At 71.2% G+C, this 18,727-nt stretch carries 18 protein-coding genes and 1 pseudogene; 8 read left to right on the top strand and 11 right to left on the bottom strand.

All coding sequences use genetic code 11. From position 1 onward, the window contains the following. The first annotated feature begins 39 nt into the window (after nt 1–39). The 4 genes from xylA (at nt 40) to OVA28_RS08135 (ending at nt 4,590) form a co-directional block, all read left to right on the top strand. Nucleotides 40–1,233, top strand: a complete 1,194-nt coding sequence (gene xylA, locus OVA28_RS08150) for a xylose isomerase (RefSeq protein WP_268096541.1) — start codon at nt 40–42, stop codon at nt 1,231–1,233. Beyond that, on the top strand, nt 1,226–2,692 hold the full coding sequence (gene xylB / locus OVA28_RS08145) for a xylulokinase (protein ID WP_268096540.1): 1,467 nt from the start codon (nt 1,226–1,228) through the stop codon (nt 2,690–2,692). The genes xylA and xylB overlap by 8 nt, the downstream gene beginning before the upstream one ends. 85 nt (nt 2,693–2,777) lie before the next feature. Beyond that, nucleotides 2,778–3,770 (top strand): acetylxylan esterase, encoded by a 993-nt coding sequence (locus OVA28_RS08140; RefSeq protein ID WP_194661249.1) that lies wholly within the window; start codon nt 2,778–2,780, stop codon nt 3,768–3,770. 97 nt (nt 3,771–3,867) lie between these two features. Next, nucleotides 3,868–4,590 (top strand): VIT1/CCC1 transporter family protein, encoded by a 723-nt coding sequence (locus OVA28_RS08135; RefSeq protein ID WP_194661250.1) that lies wholly within the window; start codon nt 3,868–3,870, stop codon nt 4,588–4,590. Between the two features lie 2 nt (nt 4,591–4,592). Here OVA28_RS08135 and OVA28_RS08130 read toward each other — a convergent pair whose 3' ends face one another. From OVA28_RS08130 to OVA28_RS08090, 9 genes and pseudogenes are all read right to left on the bottom strand, one after another. After that, on the bottom strand, nt 4,593–5,159 hold the full coding sequence (locus tag OVA28_RS08130; RefSeq protein ID WP_268096539.1) for a GrpB family protein: 567 nt from the start codon (nt 5,157–5,159) through the stop codon (nt 4,593–4,595). A gap of 4 nt (nt 5,160–5,163) precedes the next feature. Then, complete coding sequence (locus OVA28_RS08125) at nt 5,164–6,120, bottom strand: carbohydrate kinase family protein (protein ID WP_268096538.1); 957 nt, start codon at nt 6,118–6,120, stop codon at nt 5,164–5,166. Continuing rightward, on the bottom strand, nt 6,117–7,574 hold the full coding sequence (locus OVA28_RS08120) for a glycoside hydrolase family 32 protein (protein ID WP_268096537.1): 1,458 nt from the start codon (nt 7,572–7,574) through the stop codon (nt 6,117–6,119). The genes OVA28_RS08125 and OVA28_RS08120 overlap by 4 nt, the downstream gene beginning before the upstream one ends. Beyond that, nucleotides 7,571–8,671 carry a glycoside hydrolase family 172 protein gene (locus OVA28_RS08115; protein WP_268096536.1) on the bottom strand — a complete coding sequence of 367 codons (1,101 nt, stop codon included), beginning with the start codon at nt 8,669–8,671 and terminating at the stop codon, nt 7,571–7,573. The genes OVA28_RS08120 and OVA28_RS08115 overlap by 4 nt, the downstream gene beginning before the upstream one ends. Before the next feature lie 15 nt (nt 8,672–8,686). Then, a complete protein-coding gene (locus OVA28_RS08110) occupies nt 8,687–9,583 on the bottom strand; it encodes a carbohydrate ABC transporter permease (RefSeq protein WP_268096534.1) in 897 nt (298 codons plus the stop codon). 4 nt (nt 9,584–9,587) lie between these two features. After that, nucleotides 9,588–10,535, bottom strand: coding sequence for a carbohydrate ABC transporter permease (locus OVA28_RS08105; protein WP_268096533.1), 948 nt, complete (start codon nt 10,533–10,535; stop codon nt 9,588–9,590). Between the two features lie 125 nt (nt 10,536–10,660). After that, nucleotides 10,661–11,971, bottom strand: a pseudogene (locus OVA28_RS08100) (ABC transporter substrate-binding protein). A gap of 119 nt (nt 11,972–12,090) precedes the next feature. Continuing rightward, on the bottom strand, nt 12,091–13,149 hold the full coding sequence (locus OVA28_RS08095; protein ID WP_194661257.1) for a LacI family DNA-binding transcriptional regulator: 1,059 nt from the start codon (nt 13,147–13,149) through the stop codon (nt 12,091–12,093). 120 nt (nt 13,150–13,269) lie between these two features. Beyond that, on the bottom strand, nt 13,270–13,869 hold the full coding sequence (locus OVA28_RS08090; RefSeq protein WP_268096532.1) for a TetR/AcrR family transcriptional regulator: 600 nt from the start codon (nt 13,867–13,869) through the stop codon (nt 13,270–13,272). Nucleotides 13,870–13,977: 108 nt separating this feature from the next. Here OVA28_RS08090 and OVA28_RS08085 point away from each other — a divergent pair, with 108 nt between their 5' ends. After that, entirely contained in the window at nt 13,978–14,637 is a 660-nt protein-coding gene (locus OVA28_RS08085) for an NAD(P)-dependent oxidoreductase (protein ID WP_268096531.1), read from the top strand. A gap of 98 nt (nt 14,638–14,735) precedes the next feature. After that, complete coding sequence (locus OVA28_RS08080; protein WP_268096530.1) at nt 14,736–15,728, top strand: hypothetical protein; 993 nt, start codon at nt 14,736–14,738, stop codon at nt 15,726–15,728. Nucleotides 15,729–15,763: 35 nt separating this feature from the next. On the opposite strand, the gene OVA28_RS08075 is transcribed toward OVA28_RS08080, so the two are convergent. Continuing rightward, nucleotides 15,764–16,261 carry a CGNR zinc finger domain-containing protein gene (locus tag OVA28_RS08075; protein WP_268096528.1) on the bottom strand — a complete coding sequence of 166 codons (498 nt, stop codon included), beginning with the start codon at nt 16,259–16,261 and terminating at the stop codon, nt 15,764–15,766. 85 nt (nt 16,262–16,346) lie between these two features. Here OVA28_RS08075 and OVA28_RS08070 point away from each other — a divergent pair, with 85 nt between their 5' ends. Next, on the top strand, nt 16,347–17,234 hold the full coding sequence (locus OVA28_RS08070; RefSeq protein ID WP_268096526.1) for an alpha/beta fold hydrolase: 888 nt from the start codon (nt 16,347–16,349) through the stop codon (nt 17,232–17,234). 6 nt (nt 17,235–17,240) lie between these two features. On the opposite strand, the gene OVA28_RS08065 is transcribed toward OVA28_RS08070, so the two are convergent. Next, entirely contained in the window at nt 17,241–18,017 is a 777-nt protein-coding gene (locus OVA28_RS08065; RefSeq protein ID WP_268096525.1) for an alpha/beta fold hydrolase, read from the bottom strand. Between the two features lie 53 nt (nt 18,018–18,070). Here OVA28_RS08065 and OVA28_RS08060 point away from each other — a divergent pair, with 53 nt between their 5' ends. Continuing rightward, nucleotides 18,071–18,484 carry a MarR family winged helix-turn-helix transcriptional regulator gene (locus OVA28_RS08060; protein ID WP_268096524.1) on the top strand — a complete coding sequence of 138 codons (414 nt, stop codon included), beginning with the start codon at nt 18,071–18,073 and terminating at the stop codon, nt 18,482–18,484. Nucleotides 18,485–18,727 lie beyond the last annotated feature (243 nt).

Raw genomic sequence — 18,727 nt, 5'->3', positions numbered from 1 at the left:
CGCGGCAACATTTTGTTCGACGACGAACGGTGACACACCATGGCGACGACGCCCACCCGCGAAGACAAGTTCTCCTTCGGTCTCTGGACCATCGGATACAACGGCTCGGACCCCTTCGGCGGTCCGACACGACCCCCGCTCGACGTGGTCGAGGGGGTCGAGAAGCTCGACGAGCTCGGGGCCTACGGCCTCACCTTCCACGACGACGACCTGTTCGCGTTCGGCTCGACCGACGCCGAACGACAGAAGCAGATCGACCGCCTCAAGGGTGCGCTCGAGTCCACCGGCATCATCGTGCCGATGGTCACGACGAACCTCTTCTCCGCCCCGGTCTTCAAGGACGGCGGCTTCACCTCGAACGACCGTCAGGTCCGCCGGTTCGCGCTCCGCAAGGTCTTCCGCAACGTCGACCTCGCCGCCGAGCTCGGCGCGAAGACGTTCGTCATGTGGGGTGGCCGCGAGGGCGCCGAGTACGACAGCGCCAAGGACGTGCAGGCCGCGCTCTCCCGCTACAAGGAGTCCGTCGACCTGCTCGCGCAGTACGTCACCGACAAGGGCTACGACATCCGGTTCGCGATCGAGCCGAAGCCGAACGAGCCCCGCGGCGACATCCTCCTGCCGACCCTCGGCCACGCGATCGCCTTCATCGACACGCTCGAGCGCCCCGAGCTCTTCGGTGTGAACCCCGAGGTCGGCCACGAGCAGATGGCGGGCCTGAACTTCACGGCCGGCATCGCCCAGGCGCTCTACTCGGGCAAGCTCTTCCACATCGACCTCAACGGCCAGCGCGGCATCAAGTACGACCAGGACCTCGTCTTCGGTCACGGCGACCTGCAGAACGCGTTCTCGCTCGTCGACCTGCTCGAGCACGGCTCCCCCGAGGGTGGCGTCGCATACGACGGCCCGCGCCACTTCGACTACAAGCCGAGCCGCACCGAGGACTTCTCCGGTGTCTGGGACTCCGCGGCCGCGAACATGCGCATGTACCTGCTCCTCAAGGAGCGCGCACAGGCCTTCCGCGCCGACCCCGAGGTCCAGGCGGCCCTCGAGGCCTCCAAGGTCCCCGAGCTGTCCACGCCGACGCTCAACGAGGGCGAGACCTACGACGCGTTCCTCGCCGACCGCTCCGCGTACGAGGACTTCGACGCCGACGCGTACTTCGGCGGCAAGGGCTTCGGCTTCGTCCGGCTCCAGCAGCTCGCGATGGAGCACCTCATGGGCGCTCGTGGCTGACCTGGTCGCGGGGGTCGATTCGTCCACCCAGTCCTGCAAGGTCACGATCCGCGACGCCGACACCGGCGCCGTGGTCCGTGAGGGTCGTGCGTCTCACCCGGACGGCACGTCGGTCGACCCCCGCCACTGGTGGGACGCCCTCGGCACCGCGATCGCGGACGCCGGCGGGTTCGACGACGTCGCCGCCGTCGCGGTCGCCGGCCAGCAGCACGGCATGGTCGCGCTCGACGCCGAGGGTCGCGTCGTCCGCGACGCCCTCCTCTGGAACGACGTCCGCAGCGCCGACGCGGCCGCACAGATGGTCGAGGAGCTCGGCCGGGAGGCCTGGGTCACCCGCACGGGACTGGTCCCGGTGGCCTCGTTCACCGGCACGAAGCTGCGCTGGCTCCGCGACGCGGAGCCGGAGAACGCAGCCCGCGTGGCAGCGGTCGCACTCCCCCACGACTGGTTGTCGTGGCGGCTGCGCGGCTTCGGCCCCGCGGACGAGAGCCCGAACGGCCCGGACCTCGACGCCCTCGCGACCGACGGCTCCGACGCCAGCGGCACGGCGTACTGGGACCCGGCCCGCAAGGCCTACGACGCCGAGCTGTTCGAGCTCGCGCTCGGTCGGCCGATGCGCGTCGCCGGTGACGGGTCCACGGACGCCGTCGTCGTGCCCCGCGTCGTCGCGCCCGACGCCGCCATGGGCACGCTCGACGCCGACGTGACCCTGCCGGGCGGCACCGTCGCCCGCGCGGGCCTCATGGTCGGGGCCGGTACCGGCGACAACGCCGGCGCGGCCCTCGGCCTCGGGCTCGGCCCGGGCGACGTCGCGGTGTCCCTCGGGACCAGCGGGACCGTCTTCGGTGTCACCGACACCGAGCTGGCGGACCCGAGCGGGACCGTGGCGGGCTTCGCGGACGCGACGGGGGCGCGCCTCCCGATCGTCACCACGCTCAACGCGGCCCGCGTGCTCGAGGTGATCGGCGGCCTCCTCGGCGTCGACCACGGCGAGCTGGGTCGTCTGGCGCTGGCAGCACCGGCCGGGGCCGACGGCCTCGTCCTGGTGCCGTACTTCGTCGGTGAGCGCACGCCGAACCGTCCGGACGCCACCGCGTCCCTGCTCGGGATGACCCCGGCGACCACCGACCGGGAGCACCTGGCCCGGGCGGCGTTCGAGGGCATGCTGTGCGCGCTCGCGGACGGCCTGGCCGCGGTCGAGGCGACCGGCGTCACCGTGGAACGGCTCCTGCTCATCGGCGGGGCCGCGCGCAACGAGGCCGTCCGGACCATCGCCGCGCAGGTGTTCGGCCGCGACGTCGAGCTGCCCGAACCCGGCGAGTACGTCGCCGCCGGTGCCGCACGCCAGGCGGCCTGGGCGCTGACCGGCACGCTGCCCTCGTGGGACATCGCCACGACGACGGTGCCGGCGGACCCGCGCCCCGAGGTGCTCGAGCGCTACCGCGACGCGGTGCGCTGAACACCGCACCGACCCACCTGATCACCGTGCCCCCGGTGCCGTCTCGACGGCGCCGGGGGCATGATCGTCCCCGGAGGACACCACCATGCCGCTGACCGACCTGCCCCTCGACGAACTGCGCGCCCACCGCCCCACCATCCGCCGACCGGACGACTTCGACCGGTTCTGGGCCGACACCGTCGCCGAGGCCCGCGCCGCGGGTGCCGACACCGCCCCGACCCTGGTGCCCGCGGACACCCCCGTCACCGGGCTCGTGGTCGAGGACCTGACCTTCCCGGGATTCGCGGGTGACCCCGTGCGCGCCTGGGTCACCCGACCGGTGGACGCCGAGGGCGACCTGCCCGTCGTCGTCGAGTACCTCGGCTACAACGGCGGACGCGGTCGCCCCGGGGAACGGGTGGCCTGGGCCCTCGCCGGGTACGTCCACGTCGTGATGGACACCCGCGGGCAGGGCAGCGGGTGGGGCGGCGGGGACACCCCTGACCCCCACGGCGCCGGCCCGCACATCGGCGGCTGGATGACGAGCGGCATCGAGCGGCCCGAAGACCACTACTACCGGAGGGTCTTCACCGATGCCGTCCGACTGGTGGATGCGGTCCGCACGCTCCCAGGTGTCGACCCGGACCGCATCGCCCTGACCGGTGGCAGCCAGGGTGGCGGCATCGCGATCGCCGCGGCTGCGCTCGTCGAGGCCCACGTCGGTCCGCTCGTGGCCGTCCTGCCCGACGTGGCGTTCCTGTGCGACTGGGAGCACGGTGCCCTCGTCGCGGTGAGCGACCCCTACCAGGAGCTGGTCCGTTACCTCGCCGTGCACCGTGACGCGGCCGAGACCGTGTGGACGACGACGTCGTACCTCGACGGGGTCAACTTCGCGGCCGGGATCACCGCTCCCGCACTGTTCTCCGTCGCGCTGATGGACGAGGTCGTGCCGCCGCGCACCACCTTCGCGGCGTACAACGCGCTCGGCTCCACGGACCGGGAGATCGCGGTGTACGCGTACAACGGGCACGAGGGCGGCGGCTTCCGGCACTGGGAGCGGCAGGTGGCGTTCCTCCGGGCTCGCGACGGGGGTCGGTGAAGCTGGGGTAGGTGAGGCTGCCCTCACCTGGAAACCCCAGGTCAGGACAGCCTTGCCTGGCTGGACAGCCGCACCGTCCGGGTGTTTGCTCGTCCACATGGCAACCACCACCGTCCCCGCACTGCCCGACCTGTCACCGGCGGAGTCGACGAGTGCCGCACGGCTGAACTGGCTCCGCGCCGGCCTGCTCGGCGCGAACGACGGCATCGTGTCCGTGGCCGCCGTCGTCGTGGGTGTCGCAGGTGCCGGCGTCGCGATCGGTCCCGTGCTCGCGGCTGGTGGGGCGGCACTGGTCGGCGGCGCGGTGTCCATGGCCCTCGGCGAGTACGTCTCGGTGAGCGGTGCCCGGGACGCCCAGCGGACCGGGCAGACCGCCGCCGCCGCACGACGCGCGGCGGCCGCCCAGCAGCACGACGACGTCGCCGCCGCCTACCGGTCGCTCGGGGTGTCCGCGTCCGTCGCGTCGTCGGTCGCGGACGAGCTCGCGCGCCCCGAGGTCCGTGATGCCTGGGTCGCCGCAGAGGAGCGTGCGGCGGCCGAGGAGGTCGTCAGCCCGTGGCGTGCGGCCTGGGTGTCCGCGGCGACGTTCCTCGTCGGAGGCCTCCTGCCGTTCGTGGCGACCGTCCTCGCCCCGCCGTCGAGCCGCATCGCCGTCGTCGTCGTCGCCGTGCTGCTCGCCCTGGCCGCGACCGGCATCACCGGAGCGGTGCTCGGCGGCGCACGCCGTGGCCGTGCAGCCACCCGTGTGGTCGTCGGTGGGGCACTCGCCCTGGCCGCGACGTGGATCGCCGGGATGCTGCTCGGGGCGCACGCCCTCTAGGGTCAGCGGCCCGCGCGCGCTCGAGCCGTGATCTCCTGCACCACGGCGGTCTTGGCGTCCGCGTAGTCGTTCATGTCGTCCCACTGCCGGCGGAACAGCTCGCGCTTGGTGGCCTCGTAGAGCGCCCGGTCGGCGGGGTCGGACCGGAGCCGGTCGCGGAACAACCGGTACCGCTCGACCGCCGGCGCATCGTGCTCGTAGACGTGCACGTGGACGGAGCGTTCCGGTGTGCGGACCAGTCGATGTCCGGGCTCACGGACGCGCAGCACGTAGCCGGCCGCGAGGAGCAGCTCGACGTGGTCCTCCTCGGCGGTGATGTCGTCCACCGTCACCAGGACGTCGATGATCGGCTTCGCCGCCAGCCCGGGCACGGCCGTGGAGCCGATGTGCTCGATCCCGACGGTCGCTCCGCCCGCGCCGAGTGCCCGCCGGATCCGGTCCCGGTGCTCGGCGAACACCGTGGGCCAGCGCTCGTCGTACGGGTGCAGGGCGACGTGGACCGCTTCGGGCCCGCCGACGATCTCGATCGTCGTCACGTCCGGGCGGCGGCGGTCGTCGCTGTGCTCCATGCCGTCATCCTCGCAGGCGCTCCGGTGCTGCCCGGCGGAAGCGGTCGAGGTCCTCGGAGGTCGGCGGGTCGGCGCCCGGCCGGGAGACCGTCAACGCGGCCGCCGCGACGGCGTGGTGCAGTGCCGCACGCCACGTCGGCACGTGCCGGGGTCGGTGACCGAGGGCGTCCTGCCGCCAGAGGAAGGAGAGGAACGCCGCACAGAAGGCGTCGCCGGCGCCGATGGTGTCCGCGACCCGTACCCGCCGTGCCGGAGCGTGCTCGGTGTGCCCGTCCACGAAGAGCGTCGCGCCCTCCTGTCCGCGTGTCAGGACGACGGCGCGTCCGCTCGTGCTCCACGCCGCGGCGACCTCGGCCGGTTCGACGGACGGGTACAACCAGGCGAGGTCCTCGTCCGATGCCTTCACGAGGTCGCTCGCGGCCACGAACGCCTCCACCCGGTCCACGGTGCGGGGAGCGTCGTCGACCGCGGCGGGGCGCATGTTGACGTCGTAGCTGACGAAGGACGCCTCCGGTGCTCGCTGGACGGTCTCCAGCACGGCGTCGGCTCCGGGGAGCAGCAGGGTGCCGAGACACCCCGTGTGCACGAGCGCGGGCGGACGGAGTGGGTCCAGGGTCGGGCGGACGTCCCAGTCCACGTCGAAGGCGTAGGTCGCTGCCCCGTCGGCGTCGAGCACGGCGTGCGCGACGTGGCTCGGGCACGACGGGGACCGGTGGACCTCGGCGATGGTGACGCCCGCCGCCTCGAGCGGGGCGCGGAGTGTCCGCCCGTCGTCGTCGGGGCCGATGTGGGTGGCGAGGACGACCGGGTGCCCCAGGCGGGCGAGGCCGAGCGCGACGTTCGCTGCCGCGCCGCCGGGGTGCCGGCTCGTGGTGCCGTCCGCCCGGTGCACGGCATCGACGAGCGTCTCGCCGATGACCAGCGCGCGCCCGGACCGGACGTCGGCAGCAGGGACGGTCATCCGGGGACCGGCGTCTGGTCGATGCGGACTGACGACTCGAGGTGTCCGACGACGCTGCCGCCGACGGCACGCAGGGTCAAGGACAGGGTGGCGGCACTCGGCGGCAGGAGTGCCGTGAGCACCGTCGCACCGTCGCCGGCGACGACCTCGACCGAACCGTTGTCGAAGTACAGCTCGACGCTGCTGGTGTCCCCGGAGAGCGGCACCCGGGTCGTGGACGGGAACGGCGACCCCGCGCCGTACCCGCCGACCACCCGGCGGTCGAGGACCAGCTCGCGGTCACGGAGCGACCAGGACAGCGTGCACCCGGGGCCGTCGACGAGCAGGTCGCCGGAGGTCTGTCCACGCTCGAGCCGCAGGCGGAGGCCGACGGGGTCGCCGTCGGGGCTCGTGATGCGGACGGCCGAGCCGGCCAGGAGCTCGAGTGGCCGGGACGTCGGCGGCGCGAGGGGGACAGCGATCTCGACGGCCACGTGCTGCACCAGACGGGGTCGTCCGTCGACCGTCCGGAGGGCGAGTTCCCGGGGCAGCGTCATCGCACCGCGCCACCCGTGGTCCGGGAGGACGTGCGCGTACTGCCAGTTCGACATCCAGGCGACCATGACGCGTCGACCCTCGAGCGCGTCGGTGAACGTGACACCGGCGTAGCAGTCACGTCCCTGGTCGACCCACTCGGGCTCGGCGTCCGCGGTGTAGGTCTCGCCGTCGAAGTCACCGATGAACGCGACCATGCCCGAACCGCCCGCCGGGTGTCCGCCGCCGACGCTGAGCAGCAGGACCCACCGGACGTCCCCGCTGTCGGGGTCGGTCAGCGGGAACAGGTCGGGACACTCCCAGATCCCGTCGACCGCGATGACCGGGGCGAACCGGCTGAGCGGGCGCCACTCGACCAGGTCGTCCGACCCGTAGACCACCACCGCCCGCTCCACCGCTTCGACGGCGACCATCACCCACCGCTCGTCGACGCCGTCGGACCACCGGAAGACGTGTGGGTCGCGGAAGTCCGTGGACCCGCGGTCGAGCACGGCACCGCCCGCACGCTTGGACCACGTCCGACCCCCGTCGGCACTGGTGGCGAGCGCCTGCGCCTGGGACCCGGCGCGGTCCGAACTCGCTGTGCCGACGCTGGTGTAGACCGCCACGAGGTCGCCGGCCCGCGGTGCGTCGTGCCGGTCCGTCGGCCGTGCGACGACGACGCTGCCGGAGAACACGTCCTCGTCGGCGTCGTGCAGGATCGCCACGGGTTCCTCGTGCCAGGTGCGCAGGTCGACCGACCAGGCGTGTCCCCAGGACATGCTGCCCCAGTCGGTGCCGTGGGGGTTGTGCTGGAAGAAGAGGTGCCACCGGCCCCCGTGGACGACGAGTCCGTTCGGGTCGTTCATCCACCCCTGCCGCGGCGTGAAGTGCTGCCGCGGCCGGAGCAGGTCACCGTTCGCGGCCTGGACCGTGCTCATCGGGGCTGTCGTGCGCGGGCGTCCGGGAACGCCGGGAACGGAGCGGTGTCCCCGGTCTGGTACCAGTACGCGGTCGAGCAGACGTCGTCGTTGCGCTCGAAGAGGCCGCCGTCCCATGCACCGATCTGCTGCAGCGTGACGCGGAGCGCCGAGTCGAACAGGATCGGGTCCGGCAGGTGCCAGCGGTACATGCCGTGGCTCGGTGCCATGGCCGTCGCGAACGGCGACGCGGCGGTGGTGTCGGCGGTGGTGCGCTGCGGGTAGCCGAAGTAGGGGGCGCTGTACGTGATCGGCTGCGGTTCCGGGCTGGCACGGAGGGCGTCCTGGAACGCCCACGCACCACCCGCGTAGTCCTCGAGCCCGGTGCTGCACTGGGTCGGGTGGGTGGTGTCGTCGTCCAGGAAGAACTTCACCTCGCCCTCCCCCCACCAGTACCGTTCGAGCGACGTCAGGCCGATGAAGGTGCCGAGGTACCGACCGGCGCCGGTCACGCCGTCGAGGACGACGTGGTCGTTGCCGTGGCCGGCGGTGGCGTTGCTCCGTCGCCACTGTGCGTGGAAGGACCCGACGTTGTCCGCGATGTCGTCGCCGACGGTGTAGTCGACCTGGAAGAACACGGCGTCGACGTCGTCGGGGTGGTCGCTGTCGATGACGATCCGGGCATGCTTCCGGAACGGCATCGCGAAGTAGGAGTTCATCCCACCGGTGGGTGCCACCGTGATCGGGATCGACGTGACGAGTGCGCGCTCGGCGAACCCGTTGCAGAAGAAGTCGCCGACGGGCACCTCGACCGCGGGGCTCTCGGAGCCGTCCCAGTACATGCGGAGCACGAGGTTGCGGAGGACGAACGGGTTCGTCTCCGTGGTGTCGGGGACCGTCAGCCAGATGTGCCGGATGACACCGGGCCCGTCGATGTCGGCGAGGACGAGACGCCCTCCTGCTGGCAGTGCCGAGAACGCTCGGCCCTTGCGTCCGGGGCCGAGGTCCGATGCGGTCCGCGCGGCCCCACCGGGGGAACCGTCGGGGTTCTCGGCGTTGATGGAGCGGCTCCTGACACCGGTGGGCAGGACGGCGAGCTGGTCGAGTTCGTGGATCATGGTGTCGCTTTCGGGCTACTTGACCGCGCCGGCAGTGATGCCGCGGGTGAGGGTGCGTTGGAAGAAGAGGAAGAACAGCAACGTCGGCAGGAGGGACAGCAGGGATCCGGCGTTGAGTTCGGTGATGTCGGTCGAGAGCTGGCCCCGGAGGGTCGACAGCGCGATCGGCACGGTCTGGTTCGCCGGGTCGGTGAGCATCACCACGGGGATGTAGAACTCGTTCCACGTCCAGATGAAGAAGAAGATCAGCAGCACCGACAGGGTGGGCCGCATCACGGGGAACACCACCTGCCAGAGCACCTGCCAGCGGTTGGCGCCGTCCAGTCGTGCCGCCTCGAGGAGGGACGGCGGGAAGGTGCCGAACACGCTGCCGAGGAGGTAGGTCCCGAAGGCGGCCTGCAACACCGCGAAGATGATGACGACGGACCAGATGGAGTCCCGGAGGCCGAGGGCCTGAGCGCCGTGGAAGAGCGGGTAGATGATCGCTTCCTGCGGGAGCATCGTCGCGAACAGCAGGACGCCGGTGACGAGCGTCGCCCCGCGGATCTTGCCGACACCGATCGCGTACGAGGCGAGGAGGGAGATCAGCACGCCGATCACGGCGACCAGGAGCGAGATGGCGACCGAGTTCCAGAGCGCGAGCGGGAAGTCCACGTCCCGGAGGTACCGGCCGAACGCCGAGAGCGTCAGCTGGTCCGGGACCGAGAACGGGCCGTTCGCCGCGTAGTCGGACTGCGTGCGGAAGGCCGTGAGCACGAGGACCAGGAACGGCGAGGCCATGACGACCCCCGTGAGGATCGCGATGCCGAGCACGACCCACCGAACGGCTCCGCGCTTGTGTGCCGGGCGGGGCTGTCGTGGTGCCGGGGACGTCCGTTCGGCGGGTGGACGGGTCTCGATGAGTGTGACCACGGTGTCAGTCCTCCAGGTTCCGGACGCTGCGCCGCTGCCACCAGAGCAGGACCGCGGCGATGATGAAGATGATGACGGTCAGGACGGTCGACAGGGCCGACCCGTACCCGACGCGGGAGAGCTGGAAGAAGTTGAGGTACGAGTAGTACGAGGGCACGTACGTCGAGCTCTCCGGCCCACCGTTGGTGAGGATCAGGACCGGCGCGAACACCTTGAGCGCCCCCACGGTCGCCGTGAGGACGACGATGAACACCTCGGGCCGGATCTGCGGGATGCTGATCGCGCGGAAGCGGTGCCACCAGTTGGCGCCGTCCATCTCCGCTGCCTCGTGCAGTTCGGGATCCACACGTTGCAGGGCCGACATGAAGATGATGACCGGGTAGCCGATCTGTCCCCAGACGAGCATCAGCATGATCGAGAAGAGCGCCAGCTTCGGGTCGCCCAGCCAGTCGGGTCCGTTCTCGATGCCGACGGCACCGAGGATCGAGTTGATCGCGCCGCCCTGGGTGTTGAGGATCCAGCTCCAGACCACGCCGGCGACGGCGATCGGGACGATCTGGGGCAGGTAGTAGGTGGCACGGAGCACCGATGCTGCGCGCGGACCGAAGGTGCGACCGAGGTAGTCGAACAGGACCGCTGCGAGGACCAGGCCGATGACGGTCGGGACCACGACGATCGCGACGATCATGAACGCCGTGTTCCGGAACGACTCCCAGAAGAGGTCGTCGTGGAGCAGGTCGGTGTAGTTGCCCAGTCCGTACCAGGACATCGGTGCCAAGCCGCCCTTCCACTGGAAGAAGCTGGTGTAGACGTTGACGGCGAACGGCACGAGCACGACGGCGGTGAACCCGACGATGATCGGGGTGAGGTACCACCAGTAGGAGACGCCGCGGAACGGCCGTCCACGGGTGGGTGTCACACGGTCGGCGGCGGCGCGGGAGGCGGGAGCCACGACTGCGGAGCGAGGTGTCTGAGGTCATCTTTGTCCTTCGGGTGCGAACGAGGGGGTGCGCGGCCTGACGGTCGTGCGGGGTGGGGCGGGTACCGACGCGGTACCCACCCCGTGAGCAGGGACGCCTAGCCGTCGACCTGCTTCTTGCCCTTGCTGTAGAACGCCTGCAGTTCCTTCGTGAACTCGTCGGCGGTCTTGGTCTTGTTGACCATCGCCTGCATGCCGGACTGCTGGAAGTCGAGCAGCCCGGGGACCGGGTAGTCCGGGAAGAACGAGATCTGGTCCTTGTCGACGACGTCGGCGAACTGCTGCGTGAGCGCCTTGGTCTGCGGGTCGCTGATGACCGAGGGGTCACCGGCGAGGGGCAGCCCCGCGCGCTTGCCGATGGCGTTCTGCACCTGGGAGCTCAGCGTCGTGTTGATCCAGTCGTAGGCGAGTTCCTTGTTGCCCGACTTCGTCGGCACGGCCCAGAGGTGACCGGACGAGCCGGCGTTGAGGCTCGCGCCGGGGAGGGTGAACGTGCCCCAGTCGAACTTCGCGTCCGCCTTGAAGCGGTTGAACGCGGCGGAGTCCTCGACGATCAGCGGGCTCTTGCCGGACAGCCAGGTGGCGTCCATCTGGTCGCCGGTGACGCCCGCGAGCTTGCTCCCGAGGTACCCCTTGTCGATCCACTGCTGGAACTGTTCCGTGCCCCCGGCGAAGGCCCCCGAGTCCAGGGACGGGCTGCCCTTGAGGAACATGTAGTTGTCGATGAGCTTCCGGTCGGCCTTCGCCGAGACGAGGCTGTACCAGGTCCAGAGCGCGCCGAACGCGTTCGCGCCGCTCGCGACCGGGGTCGTGCCCTGGTCCTTGAACGTCTGCATGTCCCGCTCGAGCTCGTCCATCGTCGTCGGGGCCTCGGTGATGCCGGCCTTCGCGAAGGCGTCCTTGTTGTAGAACCAGACGATCACCTCGCCGATGTTCGGGACGCCGTACCAGCTGCCCGAACCGGCGTTGCCGTTCCGGTCTTACCGCGCAAGTGACGACATCGCGCCCCTGACCTTCTCGTCCCAGCCGTACTTCTGCACCTGCGGGTCCAGGTTCTCGATCAGGCCCTGCGAGGCCAGCTGTCCGGCATCCGCGTTGCCCTTGTTCACCTCGACGACGTCGGGGACCTTGTTGCCCGTGAGGAGCAGCTTGGCGTTCTTCTGCATGTTGTCGAAGCTGGTCGACACGAGCTTCACGTCCACGTCCGGGTGCTTCTCCTTGAACGTGGTGACGGCGTCCCGCCACGACTGGTACTGCGCAGAGTCCTTGGCCTCGTACTGCCAGATCGTGAAGGTCTTGCCGTCGCTGCTGTCGCCGCCGGACGAGGCGCAGCCGACGAGACCGACCCCGACGAGAGCCGTGGCGACGATCCCGGCGAGCAGGCGCCGAGCTGTTCGGGTGGTGCGCATGGTGGTGCTCCGTTCACTTCGTTGTGGTGGATGGCGCGCGACTGCACGGGGACGCAGGCGCGACGGACCAGACCGGCGGCGTGGGCAGCCGGCTGGGAGACGGGGAGGACAGGGGACCGCTACGAGCGCGCGGTCCGGGCTCCGGAGATGACGGTGACGTCCGCTGGTGGACCGACGGAGCCGCGCTCGACAAGTTCGCACGCCTGACGGTGGTGCGTGGGGTCGGCAGTGTCGCCGTCGATCCGTTCGATGGCGCGCCGTGCCGCCCACTCCCCCATCGCACGGTGCGGGAGCTGCACGGTGGTCAGGCCGGGGTCGAGCGCGTCGGCGACGTAGTGCTGGTTGTCGAAGCCGACCACCGAGAGGGCGTCGGGGATGCCGATGCCGAGCCGTTGGGCGACCTGGTAGAAGCCGAACGCGAGCTGGTCCCCGAAGCAGAACACCGCGGTCGGACGGTCGGTCCTGCCCAGCAGCTCCGCGGCGACGGGTCGCGCGGCCGCGGTCGTGCTGTCGGATGCGGCGACGACCAGACGCTCGTCGAACGGCAGGCCCGCGGCGTGGAGGGCGTCGAGGTACCCCTGGAACCGCTGGTGTGCCGCGGGCACGTCCTCCGCGACACCGCAGTACGCGATGCGCCGGTGACCGGCGTCGATCAGGTGCCGGACAGCTCCCTCCGCTCCCCCGCGCTCGTCCGGAACGACCCAGTCGGCCCGGGATCCCGGGTCGGACGGCAGCCCGTCGAGGACGATGAGCGGGATCCGGTCCGGCACGACCGGGAGGTCGACCGCGCGGTGCCAGGCGGCTGCGTAGACGAGCGCGTCGACGTTGCGCTGCACCAGGCTGCGGACGGCCACGCGCTCCTGACCCGCGTCGCCGTCGGTGTCGATGAGCAGCAGCAGGAAGCTCTCCGACTGTGCGACACGTTCCGCGCCGCCCAGCATCGAGCTGGCGAACGGGGCACTCGCCACCTGGTCCGAGAGCAATCCGATCGTGTGGGTCCGTCGCGTCCGGAGGCCTCGTGCCATGAGGTCCGGGACGTACCCGAGCTCGTCGGCGACCTGCCGGACGTGGGCGCTGAGCGCGGGCCGGATGCGCCCCTCGTCGAGCCCGTTGAGCACGAGCGAGACCGTGGAGGCGGACACTCCGGCTTTCGCAGCAACGTCGCGCAGGGTCAGCATGAGGCCTCCTTCCGGTGATCGACGCTCGGTGTCAATCGGTTGACGTGGACGTTATGGCGTCAAGAACGTTGACACCAGAGCGTTACCGGACCGTGATGTTGCGGGCCGTCCCGCCCCGGATCAGTGTCGCGTGACGACCTCGCGACCGAGCTCGGAGTCGAGCAGCATCGCCATCGCGGCGGTCACCAGGACGTCGCCCTGGGCACGCGCGATGCGACCGGACGCGACGAGCGCCGCGATCCCCTGCATGGTCGCTCCGAAGAGCAGCTTGAACGTGTCCCGCGCCCCGTCCGCCATGGTGGGCCCCGGCGGGCCCATGACGTCGTCGAGCGCGCCGAACAAGCGGCCGGCGGCCTCCTGCACGGCCCCGGGTCGCGCACCGGTCTTGGCGGCGAACATCAGTTCCATCAGCGCGGCGTCCTCGATCGCGAAGTCGACGTAGGCCTGTGCGACGCGGTCGAAGCCGACACGAGCGGACTCGGCGCCGTCGACGGCAGACCGCACCGCTCGCGTCAACCGGTCGAACCCCTGCTCGGCGAGCGCGTCGAGCAGCGCCTGCCGGTCGATGAAGTGGCTCCGCGGGGCGCCGTGACTGACACCGGCCTGGCGGGCGAGTTCCCGGAGCGACAGACCGTCGGACCCGACGGTACGGAGCATGCCCTCGGCCTGTTCGAGCAGGACGGCCCGCAGGTTCCCGTGGTGGAACGGCCGCGTCGTCATGGGCTCAGCCTACGAGGATGTAGGCATTGACTCCTTTCTAGACAGTGACTACTTTGAGGACGAGGCTGACACCGGCACTTCTCCGCACGATCGACGACAGGACCACCCATGGACCAGCAGAAGACCTTCCTGGTGTTCGGGGCCACCGGACAGACCGGACAGCACTTCCTCCGGCTCGCACTGGAGCAGGGCCATCGCGTCCGCGCCCTCGCCAGGACCCCCGCGAAGCTCACCCGGACACACCCCGACCTCGAGGTCGTCGCCGGGTCCGTCACCGGCGGCCTCGACCTCGATGCGCTCCTCGACGGGACCGACGCGGTCGTGGCGATGCTCGGCGACGTCGTGGCGCAGCGCGACCGGCAGGTCAACACGGAGTTCGTCCGCCGACTCGTCCCCGCAATGCGGCGCCAGGGCGTCTCCCGCTTCCTCTACCAGGCGGGCGGACTGAGCGCCCCTCCCGGCGAGCGGCTCCCTCCCGTGCTCCGGGCGGTCCGCGCCACGATCGCGCGCGGGTACATCGGGCAGCACGAGGACAACGAGGCGGTCATGCGGCACCTCAGCACCGAGGCCCACGACCTGGAGTGGATGGTGCACCGCGCCGGCATCGGGTCCGACGGCCCGTCGAAGGGCACGCTCCACCGGTCCGGCAAGCGGATGAGCATCGGCACGTTCGCCGACTGCGCTGACTACACGCTGCGGACGGTGTTCGACGACTCCGCCGTCCACACCTGCGACCCGAGCAGCTACCACTCGGCGAGCGCCACCTGACCCGTTGCGGCCGTTGCGGGCAACCGCACGGTTCCGACCAACTGGTCGTCCGGGGTGGAGGATGATCCGGGCACCCCGATCCGCCCGGAGGAACAGCGATGCGCGTCGTGGTCTCCGTCCTGATGATCGTCGTGGCGACAGCGCTCACGCTGGGTGCCGCACTGCTGGTCGTGTTCGGCTTCGCGGACGCCGACCGGACGCTCCGGATCGGTTCGGCGACCGCCGCGCCGTTCCTCGTGATGGGTCCGGTCGCCATCGGTGGACTCGCGGGGTACTGGGACCACCGAGCCTCACCGGAGAGCCGGCGCCTTCTCGGGTGGTGGTTCGCCGGGGTGGCTGCGATCGACGTCGTCGCAGCGGTGTTCATCGTGCTCGCGGCGCTGTCCGCTCGGGCGCCCGTCTGGGTCCCGACGCTGCTCGTCGTCGGCGGGGCGGTCCTCCTCGGCGTGGCACGTCCCCTCGGCGCCCTGTTCCGGCGGACCGAACCCCCGATGAGCTCCGTTCTCGACCACTCGGTGATCGAGCCGCCCGCGGTCCGTCGTGCGGTCCGCGTCGTCGTCGTCACGTTCGTCGTCGCTGCGGTCGTGGCGTCCGTCGCCGCGGGTGTCCTCCTGACACTGGGTCGCCGCGATCCGGGCGACGTCGCACAGGCCGTGCTCCTCGCCGGACAGCTGACCTTCACCGCGACGGCCGTGTCGGCTGCCTTCGTCTCGCTCCCCTTCAGCGGCGCGCTGCGCGACACCGGCGGACGCGACATCGGTCGGCTGCGGCGCTTCGCGGAGGTCGTGCTCCGGGGCAAGCCCGTCCCGCTCGACGACATCGAGAGGCAGGGGTCCGTCGAGTACGCGAAGACGATCCAGCTCGTCCTGCAGTTCCAGCTCGCCTTCTTCGGACTGCTCTCCACCGGGCTCACGTTCCAGTTCGTGTCCTCGGCGCTCCGCGGGACGGTCAGTTCCCTCGTCTTCTTCGCGGGACTGGTCGTCGCCCTGGTCGTCCTGGTGCCGTTGACCGTGCGAAGGATCCGTCGCGCACGCCGCTACGTACGACAGCACGACCACGTCGTGGACACCCAGACCGTCGTCCCCAGCTGACGGAGGACGGCGACGAGCCCGCACGCAGGCTGCGGTCAGCCCGCCGAACGCCGCGCGAACGCGCGGGCCTTCATGCGGTTGCCGCAGGTCGCCATCGAGCACCACTTCGCCGTGCCGGGTCGACTGTGGTCCACGAGGAACAGGTTGCACTCGTCGTTGGCGCACGCGCGGAGCCGTCCGGGGAACCGCGAGAGGACATCGGACCAGGCGAGGACGGCCTCCACGGCGAGGCGGTCGTCGTCGGGCGTCCGGAGGTCCCAGACCACGCCGTCCAGCGTCGGACGGGGAGTGCGGACGGCGCCGTCGACGATGCGACCCAGCCCATCGAGGTCGGTCGTCGACGCACCGCGGACGACGGCCTGCAGCGACTGACGAGCGCTGCGGAGCGCGGCCAGTTCGTCGTCCGACCCGGTCCCGCCCCAGCCGCGGGCGAGGTCCCGTCCCGCGGCACCGTCGAGGAGGTCCGTCGGACGGCCGTCCACCACTGGTGCGCTGTTGAGCAGTCCCAGCAGCAGGGCTTCGTTCTCGTCCACCGGTGCACGTCCTTCCCGGCGCGCGGTGCGCCTCGCGCCCATGCTACCGTCGGATAACCAGCAAAACGAACTTAAGGGGTTAGTCATGGTCGCCGTCCACCACCGCACCGTCTCCGTCGACGGCCTCGACGTCTTCTGGCGGGAGGCCGGCCCTGCCGACGCACCGGTCCTGGTCCTCCTGCACGGGTACCCGTCGAGCTCGCACATGTTCCGACACCTGATCCCGGCGCTGGGCGACCGCTACCGCGTCATCGCGCCGGACCACATCGGCTTCGGACGCTCGTCCGCTCCGTCCGCCGACGACTTCGGCTACTCGTTCGCCGCCCTGGCCGAGGTGACCGGCCGGTTCCTCAGGGCGATCGGCGTGACGCGGTACACGATCTACGTCCAGGACTACGGCGCTCCGGTCGGGTGGCGCCTGGCCCTCGCCGACCCGGACGCTGTCGAGGGCATCGTCTCGCAGAACGGCAACGCCTACGAGGACGGCTTCGTCGCCGACTTCTGGGACCCGATCTGGGCGGATGCGGCGGAGCGGAGCGACGCCACACGCGACGCACTCCGCCCGGCGCTCGGTCGCGCCGCCGTCGAGTGGCAGTACACGCACGGGGTGCCGGACCCGACGACCATCGACCCGGATGCCTGGGAGCACGACCTCGCGCTCCTCGCCCGCCCCGGCCAGGAGGACGTCCAGCTCGACCTGTTCCGCGACTACGCGACGAACCGCGAGCTCTACCCGGCCGTGCACGCGTGGCTGCGGCAGTCCGGGGTCCCGGTGCTCGCGATCTGGGGGCGGAACGACGAGATCTTCGCGGCGGCGGGCGCGGACGCCTTCCGCCGTGACGCACCGGGAGCACAGGTGGAGCTCGTCGACGGCGGACACTTCCTGCTCGAGTCGCACCTGGACCTGGTCGCCGCGACCCTCGACCGCTGGTACCGGGACCGGGTCGCCCCGTCACGCCGAGCCGTCAGCTGACCCGCGTCACACCCGCCCGAGGAACGGGTCGACGACCGCCCACGTCGCCTCGGGCGCCTCGAGGTGCGGCAGGTGCCCGGCAGCCGGGACCTCGGCGAACTCGGCTCCCGGGACGGCAGCAGCGACGGCGCGCGCGTACGCGGGCGTGACCACGCGGTCACTCGCCCCCGACACCACGAGGGTCGGCACCCGGACGCCGCCGAGCCGACCGAGCAGTGTCGGGTCACTCATCCCTCGGCCTGCGACGACCGCCATCGTGGCGCCGTTCGACCGCTGCACGGCGCGCTGCTCGTCCGTCAGGTTCGCGGGGTCCATGTACCCACGCGAGGGGTCGTGCCAGGCGACCTCGGCGAGTCCGCGGGCGTCGAGCGCGAAGAAGTCGGCGATCGGCGCACCCTCGACGACCGCCCCGACGCCGTCGATGTCGATCACGGCGCCGACCACGCCCGCGTACCGGCCGTCAGCGGCGGCCTGCACCGCCATCTCGAGCGCGACCCAGCCACCGATCGAGGACCCGATCAGCACCGCGTCCTGCACGCCGTCGGCGAGGAGCCGGTCGAGGTAGGCCGTGGCGAGGGCGGCGACGGAGTCGATGTCCGCTGGCCGGGAGGTGCCGTCCCAGCCCGGGTGGGTCGGCGCGAGCACGTGGAACGCCGGCGCGAGGTGGCCGACGATCGGCGCGACGGTCTGCGGGCCACCACCACCGTGCAGCACGAGTGCGACGCGGGCGGTGGGCTCGCCGGCCTGGAGGACCCGCAGGTCGTCGGGGAGGGAGATGGTCATGGTGGTCGTCCTGTCTCAACATGTTTATGTACTGGTGTTGATACGGTAGCACCGTGACGACGGACCTGGAGACACTCGGCCAGCTGGTGAAGCGGGCGCAGTACCGCAACCACCGGACGATGGACGCCGCCCTGCGCGTCGTGGGGGTGTCGCTCGTGCAGTGGGACGCCCTGCGTGCCGTCGACCGGATGCCGTCCGCCTCCGGTCACGACCTCGCCGTGGCGACCTTCCAGAGCGACCAGGCCTTCGGCACACTCGCCGCCCGACTGGTCGACCGCGGGCTCGTCACCCGGACGGCCGGTCGTGGTCGACGCATCGAGCACACCCTCACGGACGAGGGCCGCGCGGCGCTCACGGGTGGCCAAGCGGTGGCGGTGGAGGTGCTCGACGAGCTGTTCGCACCACTGTCGGAAGGCGACCGCGCGTCCCTCTCCCGTCTCCTCGAGACCCTCACAGCAAGCAGCTGACGCACCCGGCGCCATCCGGAGTTCAGACGCCGGTTCCCGTGATCACCCCCCGAACGGGGCACAGATGATGCATGATGTCCGGGGACGCGTCACCGAACCACCGTGCACCACCCAGCACTCCGAGCGCGTCCCACCAACCCCAACCCGCGCCGAGCCCATTCAGGGAGCCCGACATCTCCATGCCAAGCACGTGCACGCCCAAGCGCGGCACATCCCCCATGACCCTCACTGAACGGAAGACCC

The organism is Curtobacterium sp. SL109 (assembly GCF_026672405.1).
Taxonomy (GTDB): domain Bacteria; phylum Actinomycetota; class Actinomycetes; order Actinomycetales; family Microbacteriaceae; genus Curtobacterium.
The sequence above is the reverse complement of the archived record's forward strand: the minus strand, read 5'-3'. Positions and strand labels throughout refer to the sequence as shown.

Coding starts and splice junctions, on each gene's coding strand:
- xylA (WP_268096541.1), top strand. CDS start 40: ATGGCGACGACGCCCACCCGCGAAGACAAGTTCTCCTTCGGTCTCTGG.
- OVA28_RS08140 (WP_194661249.1), top strand. CDS start 2,778: ATGCCGCTGACCGACCTGCCCCTCGACGAACTGCGCGCCCACCGCCCC.
- OVA28_RS08135 (WP_194661250.1), top strand. CDS start 3,868: ATGGCAACCACCACCGTCCCCGCACTGCCCGACCTGTCACCGGCGGAG.
- OVA28_RS08130 (WP_268096539.1), bottom strand. CDS start 5,159: ATGGAGCACAGCGACGACCGCCGCCGCCCGGACGTGACGACGATCGAG.
- OVA28_RS08125 (WP_268096538.1), bottom strand. CDS start 6,120: ATGACCGTCCCTGCTGCCGACGTCCGGTCCGGGCGCGCGCTGGTCATC.
- OVA28_RS08120 (WP_268096537.1), bottom strand. CDS start 7,574: ATGAGCACGGTCCAGGCCGCGAACGGTGACCTGCTCCGGCCGCGGCAG.
- OVA28_RS08115 (WP_268096536.1), bottom strand. CDS start 8,671: ATGATCCACGAACTCGACCAGCTCGCCGTCCTGCCCACCGGTGTCAGG.
- OVA28_RS08095 (WP_194661257.1), bottom strand. CDS start 13,149: ATGCTGACCCTGCGCGACGTTGCTGCGAAAGCCGGAGTGTCCGCCTCC.
- OVA28_RS08090 (WP_268096532.1), bottom strand. CDS start 13,869: ATGACGACGCGGCCGTTCCACCACGGGAACCTGCGGGCCGTCCTGCTC.
- OVA28_RS08085 (WP_268096531.1), top strand. CDS start 13,978: ATGGACCAGCAGAAGACCTTCCTGGTGTTCGGGGCCACCGGACAGACC.
- OVA28_RS08080 (WP_268096530.1), top strand. CDS start 14,736: ATGCGCGTCGTGGTCTCCGTCCTGATGATCGTCGTGGCGACAGCGCTC.
- OVA28_RS08070 (WP_268096526.1), top strand. CDS start 16,347: ATGGTCGCCGTCCACCACCGCACCGTCTCCGTCGACGGCCTCGACGTC.
- OVA28_RS08065 (WP_268096525.1), bottom strand. CDS start 18,017: ATGACCATCTCCCTCCCCGACGACCTGCGGGTCCTCCAGGCCGGCGAG.